The sequence below is a fragment of the Brevibacillus centrosporus genome (assembly GCF_046622605.1).
GTDB classification, from domain to species: domain Bacteria; phylum Bacillota; class Bacilli; order Brevibacillales; family Brevibacillaceae; genus Brevibacillus; species Brevibacillus centrosporus.
Genome location: NZ_CP176856.1, coordinates 1,680,039 through 1,697,828, shown reverse-complemented (window position 1 = coordinate 1,697,828; position 17,790 = coordinate 1,680,039). Strand labels below are relative to the sequence as shown.

At 49.9% G+C, this 17,790-nt stretch carries 18 protein-coding genes; 6 read left to right on the top strand and 12 right to left on the bottom strand.

Going from position 1 to position 17,790, the window contains the following annotated elements:
• Positions 1-126: 126 nt before the first annotated feature.
• The 4 genes from ACLIN2_RS08850 to ACLIN2_RS08835 all read right to left on the bottom strand — a co-directional run bounded on the left by ACLIN2_RS08850 (position 127) and on the right by ACLIN2_RS08835 (position 5,375).
• A complete protein-coding gene (locus tag ACLIN2_RS08850; RefSeq protein WP_092265919.1) occupies positions 127-1,239 on the bottom strand; it encodes a GerAB/ArcD/ProY family transporter in 1,113 nt (370 codons plus the stop codon).
• A complete protein-coding gene (locus ACLIN2_RS08845) occupies positions 1,236-2,414 on the bottom strand; it encodes a Ger(x)C family spore germination protein (protein ID WP_301171373.1) in 1,179 nt (392 codons plus the stop codon). Before ACLIN2_RS08845 ends, ACLIN2_RS08850 begins: the two co-directional genes overlap by 4 nt.
• Positions 2,411-3,955, bottom strand: coding sequence for a spore germination protein (locus tag ACLIN2_RS08840; protein WP_092265921.1), 1,545 nt, complete (start codon positions 3,953-3,955; stop codon positions 2,411-2,413). The genes ACLIN2_RS08845 and ACLIN2_RS08840 overlap by 4 nt, the downstream gene beginning before the upstream one ends.
• 175 nt (positions 3,956-4,130) lie before the next feature.
• Complete coding sequence (locus ACLIN2_RS08835) at positions 4,131-5,375, bottom strand: dicarboxylate/amino acid:cation symporter (RefSeq protein WP_400582242.1); 1,245 nt, start codon at positions 5,373-5,375, stop codon at positions 4,131-4,133.
• Between the two features lie 98 nt (positions 5,376-5,473).
• On the opposite strand from ACLIN2_RS08835, the gene ACLIN2_RS08830 reads away from it, so the two are divergent.
• The 3 genes from ACLIN2_RS08830 to ACLIN2_RS08820 all read left to right on the top strand — a co-directional run bounded on the left by ACLIN2_RS08830 (position 5,474) and on the right by ACLIN2_RS08820 (position 9,317).
• Positions 5,474-6,832, top strand: a complete 1,359-nt coding sequence (locus ACLIN2_RS08830) for an aspartate aminotransferase family protein (RefSeq protein WP_411503827.1) — start codon at positions 5,474-5,476, stop codon at positions 6,830-6,832.
• An 83-nt stretch (positions 6,833-6,915) separates the two neighbouring features.
• Entirely contained in the window at positions 6,916-7,782 is an 867-nt protein-coding gene (locus tag ACLIN2_RS08825) for a MurR/RpiR family transcriptional regulator (protein ID WP_122960008.1), read from the top strand.
• Between the two features lie 284 nt (positions 7,783-8,066).
• The gene (locus ACLIN2_RS08820; RefSeq protein WP_411503826.1) at positions 8,067-9,317 is read left to right on the top strand and encodes an MDR family MFS transporter; all 1,251 of its coding nucleotides are present in this window, start codon (positions 8,067-8,069) and stop codon (positions 9,315-9,317) included.
• Between the two features lie 62 nt (positions 9,318-9,379).
• Here the strand turns inward: ACLIN2_RS08820 and ACLIN2_RS08815 are convergent, their stop codons facing one another.
• Both ACLIN2_RS08815 and ACLIN2_RS08810 read right to left on the bottom strand, forming a co-directional pair.
• Positions 9,380-10,711, bottom strand: coding sequence for an MFS transporter (locus tag ACLIN2_RS08815; protein WP_122960006.1), 1,332 nt, complete (start codon positions 10,709-10,711; stop codon positions 9,380-9,382).
• Positions 10,712-10,885: 174 nt separating this feature from the next.
• Positions 10,886-11,512, bottom strand: coding sequence for a LysE family translocator (locus ACLIN2_RS08810; protein WP_411503825.1), 627 nt, complete (start codon positions 11,510-11,512; stop codon positions 10,886-10,888).
• Between the two features lie 178 nt (positions 11,513-11,690).
• Between ACLIN2_RS08810 and ACLIN2_RS08805 the strand changes: the two genes are divergently transcribed.
• From ACLIN2_RS08805 to ACLIN2_RS08795, 3 genes are all read left to right on the top strand, one after another.
• Positions 11,691-12,101 (top strand): SRPBCC family protein, encoded by a 411-nt coding sequence (locus tag ACLIN2_RS08805; protein WP_411503824.1) that lies wholly within the window; start codon positions 11,691-11,693, stop codon positions 12,099-12,101.
• Positions 12,102-12,434, top strand: a complete 333-nt coding sequence (locus ACLIN2_RS08800; RefSeq protein WP_411503823.1) for an ArsR/SmtB family transcription factor — start codon at positions 12,102-12,104, stop codon at positions 12,432-12,434.
• Positions 12,435-12,504: 70 nt separating this feature from the next.
• Positions 12,505-13,161, top strand: a complete 657-nt coding sequence (locus tag ACLIN2_RS08795; RefSeq protein ID WP_411503822.1) for an S-layer homology domain-containing protein — start codon at positions 12,505-12,507, stop codon at positions 13,159-13,161.
• A gap of 102 nt (positions 13,162-13,263) precedes the next feature.
• Here the strand turns inward: ACLIN2_RS08795 and ACLIN2_RS08790 are convergent, their stop codons facing one another.
• The 6 genes from ACLIN2_RS08790 to ACLIN2_RS08765 all read right to left on the bottom strand — a co-directional run bounded on the left by ACLIN2_RS08790 (position 13,264) and on the right by ACLIN2_RS08765 (position 17,749).
• Entirely contained in the window at positions 13,264-14,469 is a 1,206-nt protein-coding gene (locus ACLIN2_RS08790) for an MFS transporter (protein WP_411503821.1), read from the bottom strand.
• A gap of 54 nt (positions 14,470-14,523) precedes the next feature.
• Entirely contained in the window at positions 14,524-15,087 is a 564-nt protein-coding gene (locus tag ACLIN2_RS08785) for a thioredoxin family protein (RefSeq protein ID WP_411503820.1), read from the bottom strand.
• Between the two features lie 35 nt (positions 15,088-15,122).
• A complete protein-coding gene (locus ACLIN2_RS08780) occupies positions 15,123-15,512 on the bottom strand; it encodes an IDEAL domain-containing protein (protein ID WP_092266505.1) in 390 nt (129 codons plus the stop codon).
• A 59-nt stretch (positions 15,513-15,571) separates the two neighbouring features.
• Positions 15,572-15,988, bottom strand: a complete 417-nt coding sequence (locus ACLIN2_RS08775) for an RrF2 family transcriptional regulator (protein ID WP_411503819.1) — start codon at positions 15,986-15,988, stop codon at positions 15,572-15,574.
• Positions 15,989-16,132: 144 nt separating this feature from the next.
• Positions 16,133-17,113, bottom strand: coding sequence for a quinone oxidoreductase family protein (locus ACLIN2_RS08770; RefSeq protein WP_411503818.1), 981 nt, complete (start codon positions 17,111-17,113; stop codon positions 16,133-16,135).
• A 42-nt stretch (positions 17,114-17,155) separates the two neighbouring features.
• Positions 17,156-17,749, bottom strand: coding sequence for a DUF1802 family protein (locus ACLIN2_RS08765; protein ID WP_411503817.1), 594 nt, complete (start codon positions 17,747-17,749; stop codon positions 17,156-17,158).
• Positions 17,750-17,790 lie beyond the last annotated feature (41 nt).

Here is a 17,790-nt window from a genome sequence, read left to right as displayed (position 1 = left end):
TTCAACTATCACTATATACCCCATTTCTCCATTTGTCTGGACAATCCTTGTGCAAAACCTGCAGGAAGCAAAAAAAAGAGAGTCCTAGGTGCCCTCTCTTCCGTGTACGTAAATCCTTTTTATACGCTAACGAATATCGTCGTTGCCACCCATGATGGCCATCTGTTTTCTTTTCCGTATGGCTCCAATCATCCATATAAATAACGGGATGCCGATCACATTCACAGGATAAATGACTGAACCCCACAGCTTCGCGAAATCCATAGTGTCATTCGTATTTCGCGGCAACAGGGATATGACAAAAACAATAGACGCTACAAACCAAATGGTACGTCTCCAGTTTTTTATGTGGAATAATTGTGCGGCACCGTAGCTGGTTATAAATACATAAAGGGATAGCTTTATAAAAATACCGATGATCCAAAGCAAGACAATCAAAACATCAACGTTCTGGATAAAATCCATGACAGAAATAAAAGATACAGCCGAATACAGAGGATAAATAAATTTAGCTGGCAAGTTCGGACCAAACATCAAAATAGCAACTATGGTCATAGCCAGGATGGCGACTGAAGCGACCAGCACACCTAATAAGGAAGCGATCATTGCTCCTTGCGGTTTAGTCAAAAAAGCAATTAACATGACGACCAAAAAGGATTCTCCTAAGAAGGACGCGGGAATGAAACTTCCTTTTAAAATGTGCATAGCTCCTGTATTGTAATAAACCGGTAGTATTCGAAGCCAGTTCCAATCCTTAATGCTTAAAATGATGATGAGAATACCTCCTATCGCGCTAATAGGGCCGATAATCTCGCTGCATCTACCAATTCCCCTCAGCCCTCCCGAATAGGTTACATAGACGGCAGCTCCTAGCATAATAAGAATGACGCACCAAAGAGGCGTTGAACTAAGTAAGGCAAGGAATACAAAGTCCGCATATTCCCTTAAGACATTTCCCGTTACCAAAAGCCACATCAAAAAGTAAGGAACGAGAATGAATGTTCCTAGCCATTTCCCGAGAATCGTCTGACTGTATTGAACGAAGGTTTGCTCCGGGTAAAGCAAGCTTACTTTAACGGCAACAAATGTATTGAATAGGCCTATCAAGGCTGCGATGATGATGGAAATCCACGTATCCTGTTTGGCAAGAAAAACGACAGGCGAGACGGTAAAAATAGCCGTCATCCCAAATTCCATCGTGAAAATCAGCCAAAACAGCTGATATCCGGAGATTTTCATTTTGTAATCTCACTTTCCTTTAATTGGAGCGGTGGACCAACTAAGCCGATGTGCTTCAAATTTATCTTTACCTTTGTAGTGACCTCTATGGCTGGGAATATAGAAGCCCACTGCCCTTTTAATTGGTTCCATTCTCGTGGATGCTGACGATTGAAAGCATGATTGAATTCAAATACATCCGTACCAAACTGCTTTTGAACTTTTTTGATCGTTTCTAGAACACGCTGGCTCATTTTTGCGTTGATCGCATTCTGAACAAGCAACAAATTTTTCTGCTGACTAAGGTCCAAGTTCGTATTGTTCTCCCCCACATGTCCCTCTCCTGTTAGCTCTATCTCCATCTTCACTTTTTTTGTCGATGATAGACTGCTCTTCATTTCCCTTCCAAATTTTGTCACAAAAATACCTACACTTCCACCTGCCTCTGGAATATCTTCCACAATGTCGAGGTAGGATATTCCATCGAGAAGCCATTGTCGATAAGCCCCTTCCACAAAGTTTAAATAACCAACCAGTTTATAATCTTTGCTAAAAATAGCTCGGCCATAGAACCGAAGCGTTTTTTGTGGGGAGTCTCCCTGTACGATATCTACCACAGGCAAAGTTGGGCTGCTTCCTTCCGCGCTTGTTGCCATCAGGAAGTCGAGGTAAGAGGTCCCCGTGTCCCCTCCAACCGCTCGATGTATTTTAAGTGATGCGACGGAGGGGATTTTCTCCAACGGGTAAGGCACTTGTAAAGCATCCAAGCCCGTGCTCCCTTTTACCACCCAAATATCTAGACGAATTCGATTGCCTGGATCTCGAGAAAAGACATCCATCATCCCCTCGATTCCTTGCTTTGCAAGAGCCTCTCCCACGTAATAATTGCGACGATGTCCGCGGCTTATGACACGGGATAGCTTTTGTCTTAATTTTTGAATGGATTCCAAGTTGCTTTTCCCTCTACCCGTCTCAATAAAGAAAGGTTTATCACTCCCGGTTCCTCCTGTTGAGCTTTGTCCTGACCTGGAAGGAATGATGATTTGAGCGGCAGTTACATAGGTCCCATCCTTGTTAAGATCAGCTGATGCCGCTAGATCAAAAGCTCTATCCGAAAGCTCTTCCCGATCCCAACAACCTGATATAAGAAAGCTACAGAGCACCAAAATAAGGAAGATCGTCAGACGATGATTCATTGAGTACCATCTCCTTTATTCCCTCCTGGTTTTTGACCTTTGGGAAATCGCCATTTTTTTCGGATAGATCGTGATAAGGGGAGCGTAAACAAATTCCACCTAGGCGCACGGATTAATACATCCTTTAATTCCGTTCTAGTCAATGGAGCAACCGGACTTAAATAAGGGACACCAAATGATTCCAAATTGGTTAGATGAATAAGAAGGAATACAGTTGCCATCGTAACCCCGTATAATCCGAACATCCCTGAAAAAATGAGCATCGGAAAACGGAGCATCCGAAATGCCATCCCCATGCTGTATCTCGGGCTGATGAGGGATGCGACTCCTGTCAAGGAAACAACAATGACCATCGGGGCAGATACGATTCCCGCCTGGACAGCAGCTTGGCCAATAACAAGAGCTCCCACGATACTGACTGCTGATCCAGCCGGCCTTGGCATTCGTATACCCGCTTCACGCAGGCCCTCAAATAATAATTCCATTAAAACGGCTTCAATGACCGCTGGAAAGGGAACCCCTTCACGAGCAGAAGTGATGCTAAGCAAGAAATTTGTGGGGAGCAATTGTGGATGAAACGTTGTGATCGCAACATAGATAGATGGCAAAAATAGGGAGATGATGATCAACAGCATTCGCAGCCAACGTATTAAGGTAGCATAAATAAATCGCTCATAATAATCGTCAGCTGATTGAAAGGTACTCCAGAAGGAACAAGGGACGATTAGAACAAAAGGTGTACCATCGATGAAGATCGCTACTTTTCTTTCTGCAAGGCACGAGGCAACTATATCGGGGCGTTCGGTGTTTTGCACTTGTGGAAATACCGTGAACGGGTAATCTTCTATGAACTCTTCTATAAAATTCCCGCCTAACACGGTATCCAGTTGAATACGACTGATTCGTCTGCGAACTTCTTCAATGATCGAAGTTTTTGCGATCCCGTCTATGTATGCGATGACAATCGTGCTTTTCGAAAGACTACCAACGGTCATGGACTCCATTTTCAATTTCGGGCTTTGAATTTTCCTGCGAATCATGCTTGTATTCACAGAAATGTTCTCTGTAAAGCCCTCTCTCGGACCACGAATCGTAGTCTCTCCTGTTGGCTCTTCGATGGCTCGTTTCTCGAAGCCTTTCAGTTCAGCGATCACGGCAGCGTTTGTTTCGTCAAACAGGATCACCACATTTGCGGACAAAATACTTTCGATAACTTCCTCCATCGCCTCCGTGGTTTTCGTTTTTGCGATGGAAACCAGCTGCTGTTCTACCATCAAATCGAAAGCATCCAAACTGGCTAAACCAGGACGAGGAGTTTCCAGCATCCAAGGTTTTAGCAGAACATGCTCTAATGTCTTGGTATCCACCAAGCCATCCAAATAAATCAATAGAACCTCGATTTGCCCAAATACTTGTATACGCCGAAAAACAATATCATAGCAATTCGTAAAAACATTCCTCATCAAGAGTTCATTTTGATCTAAAGATTTGCTTAATCTTGGAGATGTATGGACAGAACCTGCGTTTTGCTCAGTAGACATGACACTCCACCTCCGTTTACACCAAGAATAACAGGTGATGATTTTTTATCCTTTCTCAAACAACTTTGGACTATTCCTTTTGCGTGACAAGGTTTACCTCCTATCAATAAAAACAGCGACAGGCTAGGAATGCTATCATCCCTAGCCTGTCGCTGTTTGCTATCTTCCTATCTAGCTATCCAATCGTAGCCGATTGGCTTTCCGAAAGCTCAGTATCTTTGCGGAAAACTCCCTCCCACTTCGCCACAGCGATGCAGGAGAAGACATGTCCAAACACGTTGACGGCGGTACGAGCCATATCGATGACACGGTCGATGCCGATGATCAAGGCGACACCTTCAGGCGGCAAGCCAACAGCAGTCACAGTAGCGAGCAGAATGACCATGGAGGAAGAAGGTACAGCCGCTACCCCTTTGCTCGTTACGATGAAAAAGAGCACCATCATCAGCTGCTGCTGCCACGACATGTCGATCCCAAAAGCTTGAGCTATAAAAGGACCCGCAATCGTCAGGTACAGGGTGGTTCCATCTGAGTTGAGCGGCATGCCGGCAGGAATGACAAAGGACGTAATGTATTTCGGTACACCGTACTTCTCCAGTCGCTGCATGAGCTGCGGCACGACCGTCTCCGTACTGCCAGTCGATGCACCGACGATCATCAGATCCCAGACCATCTTATAGATTTCCTTGATCGGCACACGCAGGAGCAGGGCAACCAGTGAGAAGAGGCCAAACACGACGACAGCAAGACCGAGATAGGCTGTCCCGATCAGCTTCAGAAGCGGCACGATCAAAGCGATGCCGTAAGTTCCGATCGTATTGGACATCAAGGCGAATACACCGATCGGCGCTGTCAGCATCACCATGTTTACGAGCTGAAACGATGCTTTGGATGCGATTTCCAGCATGGAGACAAAAGGCTTGGCATCATTGCCTAGCTTGACCAGCGCGATCCCGAAAAGCATACAGAAGAAAATGACGGCGAGCAGATCGTTCTTCGCCATGACGTCGACGATATTGGTAGGAATGATGTGGAGTAAAAGCGTTTTCCCATCGAGAACAGTCGAAGTATTGGAAGCGATGGCAGTCAAATCAGCCTGGGGAAGATTGGTCAGATCAATGCCCTTTCCGGGCTGAACCAGATTGGCAATCGCGAGTCCAATAAATAGGATCAGCGTCGTAATCAGCTCAAACCAGAGGACCGTTTTGATGCCAATTCGCCCCATCCGTTTGATATCCCCGATCCCTGCAATCCCAACCAGCAAAGTCGTAACGATAACAGGAATGACGATCATCTTCAGCATACGGATGAAAGCGTCACCGAGAAACTTGATATCCTTGCCTAGCTCAGGAAAAAAGTGACCAAATGCTGCACCCAGTACGGTTGCCCCTAAAATATAAAAGGCAAATCTAGTCTTCATAAAATTCCCCCAGTTCTTAAAATTCGCTTGTATGAAATGATTATTGCAAATAACCTCAGTGCATGCAATAATAATTTCACAAATAAGGAGGGAATGAAATGAAAATTTCATCATTGCAAGCTACCTTTCAACAGAGCCGACCTAATTCTGCCGCTTTCTTTGAGCGTGCTAAGCATACGATCTCCGGGGGTGTAAACGGCAACCTGCGTTACTTCGCTCCTTTTCCTATCATTTTTGAAAAAGCGGATGCAGCCAGCCTGATCGACCTCGACGGTCACCGCTACGTCGACTACCTGCTCTCGTACGGTGCGCTGATGCTCGGTCACGCACACCCGGAAGTGCTGAAAGCGACCCAAAAGGTATGGGAAGAGCAAGGCACCAGCAGTTTTGGAGCGACGCATCCACTAGAAATGGAAATGACCGATGAGCTGCTCGAGCTGTATCCGAGCTTCGATCAAGTGCGTTTTACCAACTCTGGCTTGGAAGCGACACTGTTTGCGCTGCGTCTGGCTACCGCCTCTACTGGTAAAACCCATATCGCCAAATTTGAAGGACATTATCACGGCGCTCATGATCATGTGCTGCAAAGTGTCAATCCAACCGCTGACCTCGCAGGGACTACCGATTCGCCGCAGCCAGTACCGGAGTCTCTCGGAACCCCAGACTACTACCGCGATCACAGCGTCATCCTGCCGTTCAATGACTGGGATGCTTGCGAGAAGATTTTGACGAAAAAGGCGGATCGGATCTCAGCCGTAATCATGGAGCCACTGCTCTCCGGTTACATCGCTGCGGATCGCACCTTCCTGAAAAGCCTTCGTGAGTTGACAGCACAGCTTGGCATTATCTTGATTTTTGACGAGGTAAAAACAGGCTTCCGCATCGAGGTAGGAGGTGCACAGGCTTTTTATGGCGTTGAGCCTGACCTGACTGCTTTGGGGAAAGTCGTGGGCGGCGGCTTCCCGATCGGTGTCGTCGGTGGGAAACGGGAAATCATGGAGCTTGCCTCCCCGCTGCGCTCGAGCAAAAAGTCCGAGGTCGTGTTCCACAGCGGTACCTTTAACGGAAACCCGTTGTCCATCGCAGCAGGCTTGGCAACGATCCGCTATTTGAAACAGCCAGGGAACTTTGCCCATATGATCGCGAGCACCAACCAATTGCGCGCTGGCATCGACGCTCTCGCCAAGCAATACGACCTGCCCTTCCAAACACTCGGGGAAGGTACCATCTTCAATGTGATGGCGACACAGGACAGCGTAGAGAGCTACCGCGATCTCGGCAAAAACAACAACCAGCTGCGTCTGGCGCTCGACTACCTCTTGATGGAAAACGGCGTCTACTCCAAGCCGATGAACCGCTTCTCCATTTCGGCTGCGCACGGACAAACAGAGATTTCCACCACATTGGATGCATTTGAGAAGAGCATGGCTGCTCTCAAGCAGGACCCACTTGTCTAAGGGATGCAATTGTCACCTTTCCTGATCCTGTCGTATACTTAACCGAAGCATTTGTACCGGACAGGTCAAAGAGGTGAAACAATTTGGCGCAAAGCCCATCTGTATTGCAAAAGCTATCCCATATGTACCCGCAAATGAGCCCATCCCAGCAGGCGATTGCGGATGTCATTTTGCGTGACCCCGAATCCTCTGCATTTTACAACGTGGCGGAAATGGCCAAAGAGGCAAACGTGAGCGAATCGACCGTCACAAGGTTCGCCACGTTTCTTGGCTGCTCCGGCTTTCCTGGACTCTCGCGTGAGCTGCAGGAAATGGTCCGCTCGCGGTTGACCACAGGGCAGCGATTTCAGCTCTCCCGCAGCATTACCAAGGAAGAGCAGACCGTCATGCAGCATTTCGAGGAGGATGTCCACAACCTCAATCTGATGATCGAGCGCATCGATCTCCAAGCGCTGGAGAGAGTGGTAAAACTCCTATTGGCCGCGAAACGGATTGGGATCGTCAGCTCTCGAAGCACGCTTGCACTCGGGACGTTCTTTGATTTCTATCTGAATTTGCTGCACAAGGACACGCTGTTGTTCAGCGGAGAGCCCCGGACTGTCGATCGGCTACACCGTCTGCAAGCAGATGACGTGATTGTCGGAATCGGCTTTGCCCGGTACACGCGCTTTAGTGTCGACTGCCTGGCGATCGGGAAACAGCGCGGAGCCAAAATCGTAGTCATCACCGACTACCCTTCCTCTCCCTTGTGTCAGTATGCGGACGAGGTATTGTATACCCCCACAGGAATCGCGTCGCACATGGAATCCTTCGTCGCGCCGATGTCCCTATTGACCGCGATCCTGCGCTCGATGTTCCATCAGGATTCGGAAAAAGCGACGAGGTTGCTGACGGAGATGGAAGATGCCTGGAGCGGCTTGGGTATTTACTTTGATCCAAACAAGTCGTAAGCGGTTTTGAGAATGGAAAAGGCAGGAGTAGATGCGGACGTGGAAAGACCGTCCCAGACTACCCCTGCCTTTTTATCGCATCAAAAAAGGCGCTTCCTCTATGGAGCGCCTCTGCATTTCAGAACAAACGTTCGTTTTGTGAATCATGCAAACTAGTGACATCCGTATTTCGCTTTAACATTATTAGTATAACCGAGTCATAATAATAAGTCTATATTTTATCGTCAGAAAGCTCTATAGTTTAGATACCTGGCCGGGTCACTATTTGCACGAGGAGGACAACCATGCAGCTGCGTTTGTGGGATCTCAATCTAAAAATCCGGTTAATCGGCGAAGCCCTTTTTAATATGCTTTTTTGGATGTATTTTCCCTTTATCACCGTCTATTTTGGCACAGCATTAGGCAATCATATCGCAGGAATCCTGATGACCGTCCCCCCGCTTTTCAGCCTTATCGGCAGCTTGCTCGGCGGAGCTTTGGCAGACCGGATCGGGCGGCGTCCGGTGATGCTATTCGGGGCTTGTCTCCAAGCTGTCATGTTTGCCTTGTTTGCGGTGTCGCCCTCTCACTGGATCGACTATATGGCCTTTATTGGACTCGGGCTGGGGGGTGCCATCTATCGGCCTGCCAGCTCTGCGATGGTCGCCGATCTCGTGCCCGCACATAGCCGCCGTCAAATTTTCGCGACGTTTACGACAGCCAACAACATCGGTGCGGTACTCGGTCCTGCACTCGGAGCCGTCTTTTTCTTCCACTACCGACAGGAGCTTTTGTGGTCTTGTTCCCTGGTCTTGCTACTGTATTTCGCTGCGATCTATTTCCTGGTTCACGAAACATTGCCCGCAGCAGCGAATAGGTCTAAGGATTCTGCCTCCTTGACTCGAGTATTTCAAGAACAGTGGAAAGGGTACGGTATCATTTTTCGGGATAAGGTGTTTCTCGTCTATACATTGGCAGGCATCTTCGCCCTCGTCTCCATTATGCAGCTAGACCTCTATTTGCCTGTGTACATCATCCATGAGGTGCCTAGTCAGCCGCTCTTCCCGTGGGCTAGCGGGTCTCTTTTACTCGGCAGCACAGAGATTTTTGGCTGGGTGCTTGGGTTTAACGGCCTATTGTTCGTCTTGTTTATCCTCCCCGTCACGAAATGGTTCCAGCATTGGAAAGAACGCGATGTCTTTATCTTCTCCTCGCTTCTGTCCGGGGTGGGAACTTTTGCCCTCGGCTTGAACAGCCAGCTCTGGTTCCTGTTTCTAGCTACGATCGTCTTTACCTTTGGAGAGATGGTACGCTCTCCGGTCACCCAAAGCTTCATCAGCCGCTATGCACCCGAGGAATCGAGAGGGCAGTACATGGGAGCTGACAGCCTGCAGCCCACGATCGGACGTTTTATCGCGCCCGTGACCGTCTTCCTTTCCAGCTGGGTCCCGCCCCTCGGTATCTTTACGCTCATTTTGGTGTTTTCGCTCATAAGTGTCCTCTTGTACATTCAGTTGTTTCGGATGTATGTGGAGAAGCCGGAGTCAGTGAAATGATTGGTTTTCATTGAGGAATAGGGAAAGCTGGTTACCCCATCCACAGGAGTAACCGGCTCTCTTTATGCCGACATGCTTTCCGATTTGGCCACTTTCTTGCTGCTTTGATACCAGATGCCCACAGGGATGAGCAGCAGCGCCAGAAAACCTCCAGCAAGAGAGAGCGTCGCATAGCTCGAGCTGGCGACGACCATACCGGATAACGCCCCGCCGGAAGCACCTGCCAACGCAACCAAGACATCAATGCTCCCTTGTGTTTTTGCTCGTGTGGTCGGGTCTGTAGCATCTACGATGAGAGCCGTTCCACTAATCAGGCCAAAGTTCCAGCCCAGCCCCAGCAATGCGAGCGCTGTGACGAGCAGAAACATCGAATCGGCAGGAGCCAGTGCTGCGGTGAGTCCCGCCAAAAGCAGGATGGCTCCGGAAGCGAAGGACATCGCCGTACGTCCGATCTTGTCTACGAGTACCCCCGTCAAAAGGGACGGCAGATACATCGCACAAATGTGGATGCTGATGACCAGCCCTACCTCACTCAGTCCATGTCCGTGATGCTTCATGTGAACGGGAGTCATGGTCATAATGGCAACCATCACGATCTGCGTCAGGATCATCACGGTGGCTCCAACGATAATCCCTCGGCCGTTGCTGCCTGCCTTGCCCATGCTCGTACGCACGTCAGATTGGCTTCCCAGTTCAGATTTTTGGGCCTTTGCGATCGCGTTCGCCACGAGTAACGGGTCCGGCCTCAGGAACAGCAGGAAAACGAGACCAGCCAGCAGAAAGGCAGCCGCCCCTAAAATAAAGGGTCCAGCCAATGCAGGCACACCGATGGAAGTCGCGAAGCCGCCCATCACTTCCACCAGATTTGGACCCGCTACTGCACCAAAGGTGGTGGAAACCATCGCTGTACTGACTGCAGTGGCACGTTGGTTTGGCAGAGCCAGGTCTGTTCCCGCGTACCTTGCTTGCAAATTAGTCGCTGTACCCGCCCCGTAAATAAGCAAGGATAAAAACAGCAGAGGCACACTGTGGGCAACTGCGGCAAGCACAACCCCGACCGCACCAATCCCTCCGGCAAAGAAGCCTGCCGCGAGCCCGATCCGACGTCCGGCGCGCTGAGACAATCTTCCGACGAGCAGAGCTGCTACTGCGGAGCCTAGCGTAAGCAAAGCAGATGGAATCCCGGCAAAGCTTTCCGTTCCCAGCATATCCTGAGCGAGCAGTGCCCCGACTGTCACACCGGCAGCAAGTCCTGCACCTCCAAAGATTTGAGAGAGAACGACAGTCATGAGCGTACGTTTATACAGCCTACGCCGCTGCTCGGGTGAATCGATCAAACATCGCAGGCTGGACGTTTGCTTTTCGAGGGTTAATTCATCCGGTTCATGGGACATGGACAAAACCGCCTTCCTTATTCATTCTTCGTGACCACGCTGATTTTGCTCTGCATCATCACCTTCCCTAAAACTTACATTGCATGCATGGATTTTACAATGCTTGGGGTGTATATCAACAAAAAAGCCGACTTCTCCACCGAAGTCAGCTCTAAAACGCGATTTGCTTATGATCTATCGACCCTGAAACGCCACCTTCAGCCCTAACCCGATGTAGATCGCACCAACCAGCTTGCCGCTCCATCTCCCCATCCAAGGGACGCGCTTGACGAGCCTTCCTAGCTGGCGAACACTTACCGCTATGAGCGTTGTGTACATGACACTCATCGTCACGAAGATCAGCCCGAGAACCAAAAATTGCACGAACGATGCTCCGCTCTCGGGATGGACAAACTGAGGGAGAAAAGCTAAAAAGAACAAGGCTGTTTTCGGGTTGAGCACTTCAACCAGAATGGCTTCACCGTAAGCACGTAAACTGGACTTGGGTGCTACCTCGGGCATGGTCGGGTCCATCGGCTTTTCCAGAATAGCTCGAATACCAAGGTACAAGAGATAGGCAGCCCCGGCGTATTTCACAACCTGGAAAGCCATCGCAGACGTCATCAGGATCGCAGACAGGCCGACTGCAGCAAACAAGGTATGGATCAAATCTCCGGTCGCGATCCCGAGACCCGCCATGATGCCTGCCTGTCGTCCCCCCTGCACCGTACGAGTCGCGGTTAACAGGACAGCCGGACCTGGTATCAAAAACAGACCAATGACGATGATAATGAAAGTACTGAGCGTAGCAAAGGTAAACATGCGCGCATCCCATCCCCTTACCTTTTCTTTCTTCTTCCCCTCATTGTAACCGCGACAGGCCGCTCAGGTAAACGGGAAACGCTTGACGCGAAACCTTTTGGTTGCCTATAATAAACGCGAAACCTTTTCGTTTCCTTTTCTGTCTCTCAAAGAATACATACCACTCGGAGGTACACTGATGACAGCCATTCCTGATATTGTACAGACACTCGTTTTCAAAGCGCCTATTCAAAAAGTGTGGGAGGCTGTTTCTACCCAGGAAGGCATCGCCGCTTGGTTTATGCCAAACAACTTTCAGGCAGTAGAAGGACAAGCCTTTACGATTTTTTCCCCGTACGGCGACTCCCCGTGCGTCGTCAAGGAACTCGACCCGCCAAACCGCCTCGTCTTTTCGTGGGGCAAAGACTGGGTGGTCACCTTTTCTCTCAAGGATCTCGACGGACAAACCGAATTTACTTTGGTTCACTCGGGCTGGTCAGAGGATACGGTTACCGAGGTTGGCGAAACTCACACCGTTGTACGCGATCGCATGAACCAAGGCTGGGGTTCTTCTGTACTGCCGAAGCTGCAAGCCTATGTGGAGCAGTAAATGAGCGCTTCTGCCGCCAAGCATGATGTTTTTCAAGCCATAGCGGATCCTACTCGCCGCCAGCTGCTGCATCTGCTGGTTAACCAGGAGATGTCCGTCACGACACTCAGCGGACATTTTCCCATGAGCCGTACAGCGGTATCCAAGCATTTGCGTGTGCTGTCTGAAGCAGGTCTGGTAAAAGAGCAAAAGATTGGCCGTGAGACGCGGTATCGCATGCAGCCCGAGCCTTTGAAAGAGTTGAAGGATTGGCTTTCCTACTACGAGCTGTATTGGGAGAATAAAATGCAGGCTCTCAAACGTTTCGTGGAAGAAGAGGATATTGCAAAATGAGTGAAACGGATTGCCTTTCTCCTCGTCCCATAGAAGGAAGTAAACACAACATGAGACGAGGTGGCTCTTCATGAAATCCCGTTTTCTGATGGCACTGCCAATCGCAGCTGTACTCACACTCTCTATTGGCCAGCAAAGCTTTGCTGCAACACCTTTTGCTGACATCAATCAGGTCGCAGAGAAAAACATCATTATTGAATTGCAGGAAAAAGGCTATGTTCACGGTGTAGATGAGCAGCGCTACATGCCGGAAGCAATCATGACAGCGGCTCAAGGATTTCAGCTGATCGTAAATGCCTTAAAGCTTGAGGCAGATCCAGTAAAATCGGAGCAGCCGATTCAAAACGTAGATCCGGATGAATGGTTCGCTGACGTCTTGCAGATCGCCGCTCAGAATGGTATCGAGATGCCAGCTGAATTTGATCCCAACCGCTCGTGGACACGCGAAGATTTCATCTATCATCTCATGCTGTCGATGGAGCATAAGTACCCGTTTCCCATGATCAAAATTGCGCCGGTCGAGTTTGCTGACAGCGACGAGCTCACACTCCAGTACCAAGGAGCGGTACAACGCGCGATTGTACGCGGGATCGTCAAGCTGGATGAAGACCGGATGCTGCATCCGAAAGATGAGCTGACCCGAGCAGACGCAGCGGAGCTGATTTATCAAGCGATTGCCTACCTGGATGCCCATCCCGGACCAGCAGTTGAACCTACCCAACCATAAAGCGAATAGGCCCGCCAACTGCTTGCGTGCAGAAGGCGGGCTTTTGAAATGCAAAAAAGTGGTCCCCGCTCAGAGGTGAGCAAAGGGTCCACTTTCGCATGATTAGGATTGTGCTACAACCGGTTTCATCTTACTGCGGCTTTCTTTTCTCGAAAGGAACAGGCTAATGATCAGGATGATGGCTCCGAACAGATAAGGAGCATCCAAATGAACATCGTACAACGTACCCGCTACTGCTGGCCCAAAGATGTTGCCCAGACTCATGTAGGCATTGTTCATCCCAGCCACAAAGCCTTGCTCGTCACCTGCTCGCTTCGAGATGAGCGTATTAATCGCAGGCCGCATGATGGACGTGAGCGTAAAGAAAATCACGGTCAGCACCAGCATATACCAGAAGTTGCCGGACAAGAGCATCAGCACCATGCTGACAGCAGAGAACAGGAACGTCCAGTTGATCAGGTTTTTCTCCCCGAAGCGTTCGATCAGCTTGCCGATCAAAGCCGCTTGCACCACTGTACCTGCCAACGCTCCCACCGTGATGATGATGGAAATGTCGCGGGCGGTATAAGCGAATTTCGCATCGACAAACAACGGGAAGATCGCTTCGAAGTTAGCCAACCCGAAGGTCATCGTAAAAATGAGGATCAGCATGATAAAGTAAGGCGCACGGACCGACCTGCCGAGCTGAACGAAGATGCTTTCTTTCTTTTCCTTTGCATTTCGAGCAGCCATCTGTGCATCCTTGGAAAGCGACTCAGGCAAGAACAACAAGGAACCGACTGTCGCCAGCGCCCCTACGCCTGCCGAAACATACAGCGGCATCCGCAGGCCCAGCTCAGCGAGGAAGCCGCCGATTCCAGGTCCAATCACAAAGCCAAGCGACATCGCTGCCCCGAGGAGTCCTAGACCTTTTCCGCGTTTTTCTTCTGTTGTGATATCGGCCACATAAGCCAGCATCGAAGGGATCATGAATGCCGCGCCAATTCCCCCGATTAAGCGGGAGATATACAGCATCGAGATATGCTCCGCTACCGCGAACAGAAGATTGGAAATAGTGAACAGGGTCAGTCCAGACACAATCATGATCCTCCGACCGTATTTGTCGGACCACTCCCCTGCAATCGGTGAAAAAATGAACTGCGTCAATCCCAGAGCCGCGATCAAATAACCCGCGGTCTTGCCTCCAGCGCCAAATTCCTTTAAAAACTCGGGAAGGATGGGGATGATCAGGCCGATTCCCAGCATTGCAATGAACATGTTAACCATGAGAAAAAGAATCGGTCGTTGATTATTCTCTGCACTTCTCATTATGTTTTTTATCCAGTCCTATCCATCATAGATTATTTGTCTATGCGTCACTCTTTAGCCTTGCAGCTTTGCTTTTACACTTTCGATGACAGTACGCCAAATGGCAGTATCGGTTGTAATCTGCTGCTTGAAATCGCGATAGACATTTTTTTGCTTTTCTTCAAAATCCGGTGCATCTTTTGCAGGCAACTGGCTACGCATGCCAGTGATCAAATCCTGTACCTCTGGTGAACGCGGCCCCCATACTGCCTTCATTTCCCCTGCCTCATCGATGAAGATGAAGATGGGAATCGCACGAGAGGTCCCGTTTGTCAAATACTGATCCATCAGCTCGAGGTTTTCATCGCGGTTCAGGTAACGCAGCTCGATCTGACTTTGCTCCGCAATCTTTTGCACAACAGGCACGTTCAGGGCAGCATCTCCACACCAGTCCGCAGTCAATACGATTCCTCTCCAGCTGCGCTTGGCTACGTCGTTCCAAACTGCCAGATCCTCTGGAGAAAACGTCAGTCCCTCATAAACGCGAGTAACTTCCTCACGATTTACTTTCATGGCTTCCACGTACTGTGCGAAAGTCATGCCTTTCTCGAACCAGGAATTATGATCGATTGTCGCCATTGTTTTTCCTCCTAGGCATTATACTGTATAAATCGTTATTCCCAGATAGCAGATGTTCCCAAGCGATTGCGGACGTGGCGCTGCTCTGCGCTCCTGTTTTTTCCGGCTTTCTCGTTCTTCTTCCATGACGCTGCCATGGCAGAAAGCTCCATAAACCATTCCCGATCCTTGGTTGCCAGCGCGAGGTCAATCAAGTCGTACACCTGCTCCTCACCGATCAGACTGGTCTTTGCCATGGCTTCCACCCAGCTGGCTCTGGTCGCTACGACTTTGCCGAGCGTCATGTCGTTATCACTGTTGACCACATACACATGAACGGTACTCCCTGTTGAATCGACATTCTCCACAAAGCCGTGGATCAGCTCTCCCTGTTTTGTCTTGCCTCGAACCCAATCGCCTACTGCCAGTTTTTGCTCACGATTCATCATACCGCACCACCTTACGTGTATTTGGAAAAGTTACAGTTTGGATATCATTCTCCCTGCTACGGCTGCTTGATTTGATCCAGTACCGATTGAATGGTGATCTGCTCTAAGTATTTCTTGTAGTGAAATTCAGCTTGGTTGAAGATTTGATCCATGACGCAATGCATTTTGGAAGAAACGACACAGGCATCTTCTGGATCCCCTGTACACCAGTGAGGCTTTAGCGTACCACTGGAGATGGTCTCGTAAATCTGGGCCAGATTCAACTCGCGCGGGTCTCGGTCCAAAATGTAGCCGCCGCCGATCCCCTCTTTGGTGCGTACAAAGCCGTGCTTTCGAAGTATACTCATGATCTTCCGGATTCTTGCCGGATTCGTACACACATTCTTCGCAATATGCTCACTGCTTGCCATGTGATCGGGAAGGTTTGCGAGCAAGGCTAAGCTGTGGACAGCAATCGTAAATTCACTATTCAAATCAGCGACTTCCTCTCCAGAAGAGTACTGTAATCATAATGCGTACAGTTTAAAAAGTCAACGGGTCCTGACACTTGCAAATAATCCTGCATGCAAGAAAGCTCCCGCCGCCAGGACGAGAGCTTTCCGATCCGATCCATTCTGTTACTGGCGTACATCCAGCAGCACTTTGCCTGTGCTTTGCCGACTTTCCACCCACGCATGTGCATCTGCTGCTGCTTCCAGTGAAAAACGTTTGCCGATCCTGATCTGAAGTCTGCCATCGGCCAGCAAAGGAAGGACCTTTTCTGCCGTGTCCTGCAATAGCTCCGGACGTTTGGAGCGGGTCGTTCCAAAGCTGAAGCCGAGCACGGAGCGGCAGCTCGCGTGCAGATCGATTGTGCGAATGGCTCCAACCTCTCCGCTTGCATTGCCGAAATGGACGAGTCGTCCGTACCAGGCGAGACAATCCATACTCCGCTCGGAGACTGCTCCCGAAATGGAGTCGAGGATCACGTCTGCACCTGCACCGCCTGTCAGCTCGTTCACCTTTTCCACAAAATCCTCGGTGTCGTTACAAATCACATGATCAGCACCTGCTTCGAGCGCGATGGCCGCTTTACTTTTGGTCCCCACGGTGCCAATGACCTTGCCCGCCCCCAGCAGCTTCGCCAGCTGGATGGCTGTCGTACCAATCCCACCGGCAGCAGCGTGAATCAGGACGGTCTCACCAGGAGAGAGACGGGCCACGTCGGCCAGCAGCTTGTAAGACGTAAACGAGACAACCGGACTTGCAGCTGCGGTATCAAAATCCATGCTGTCGGGAATGGCAAACGTCAACGCTTCACTGGCTACCACATACTCCGCGTACGTCCCGTTTGCCGGAAATGCGATGACGCGCTGGCCAGGCTGGAATCGCTGCACTTCAGAGCCGACTTGTTCAATAACCCCTGCCGCATCCAAACCAGGGACAAAAGGAAGCTTCCCCGCTCCTTTTTTTCCGTATCGAGATTTGATGTCGGCAAAATTCACGCTGGTTTTTTCGACGCGAATCAGGACTTGCTTGGGGCTTGGCACTGGTTTTTCTACCTCTGCTACCTGCATGTTCTCTGGACCACCCAAAGCGGTAACTACGACAGCTTTCATGACAACTCTCCTCCCACTTGTACCTGATCCCTTTTCTTTCGTTTACCCGTTCAAAATGTTTAGGATTTCCTCTTTTTTCTGATTGTATTTCGCATCGGACAAAACCGGCTCGAAGCGTTGCCCCGGGATGGCATTCACCAAATAATGCCAGGACTTGCAGCCTTTGTACGCTTCTTCTATGAGAATCTCCACTGGCTGCTCCAGACGGTATACGCGAGCGAACAGGATATGGAGCGGCTTTTGCTTTTTCCAGTGCAAGCGTACATCCGCGAAGTTGTCCGTCCAAATATGGTAGGGAGAGATCGCGCGCAGCTTCTCCTCGTCCAACAGCTCTATGTCGTCTGTCACTTCGGCAAAGTAAGCAACCTCTACCGTCTCCTGCTCCGGTGTCCAGCCTTCCCGTGTAGCTGCCAGCAAATCGTGATACTGCGGCTTGACCATGTCCTGCTTTTGATGCTCATAGGTCGGGTACAGGTAAAACTGGTTGTTTTCCAGTCGGAACTCCCGTGTTTCTTCATATAAACCGCCCTTGCGGATCGTGATGATCTGGTGTCCTTCCCCGAGGGCTTTGACGGCTACTGCCCATTCCTTCAGGGACAAAGGTGAGGCAGGCTGTGTGATGGTAGGCAATGACATGCAGCTCCCTTCCTATGTTGCCAATTTCCTTATTGGCTATA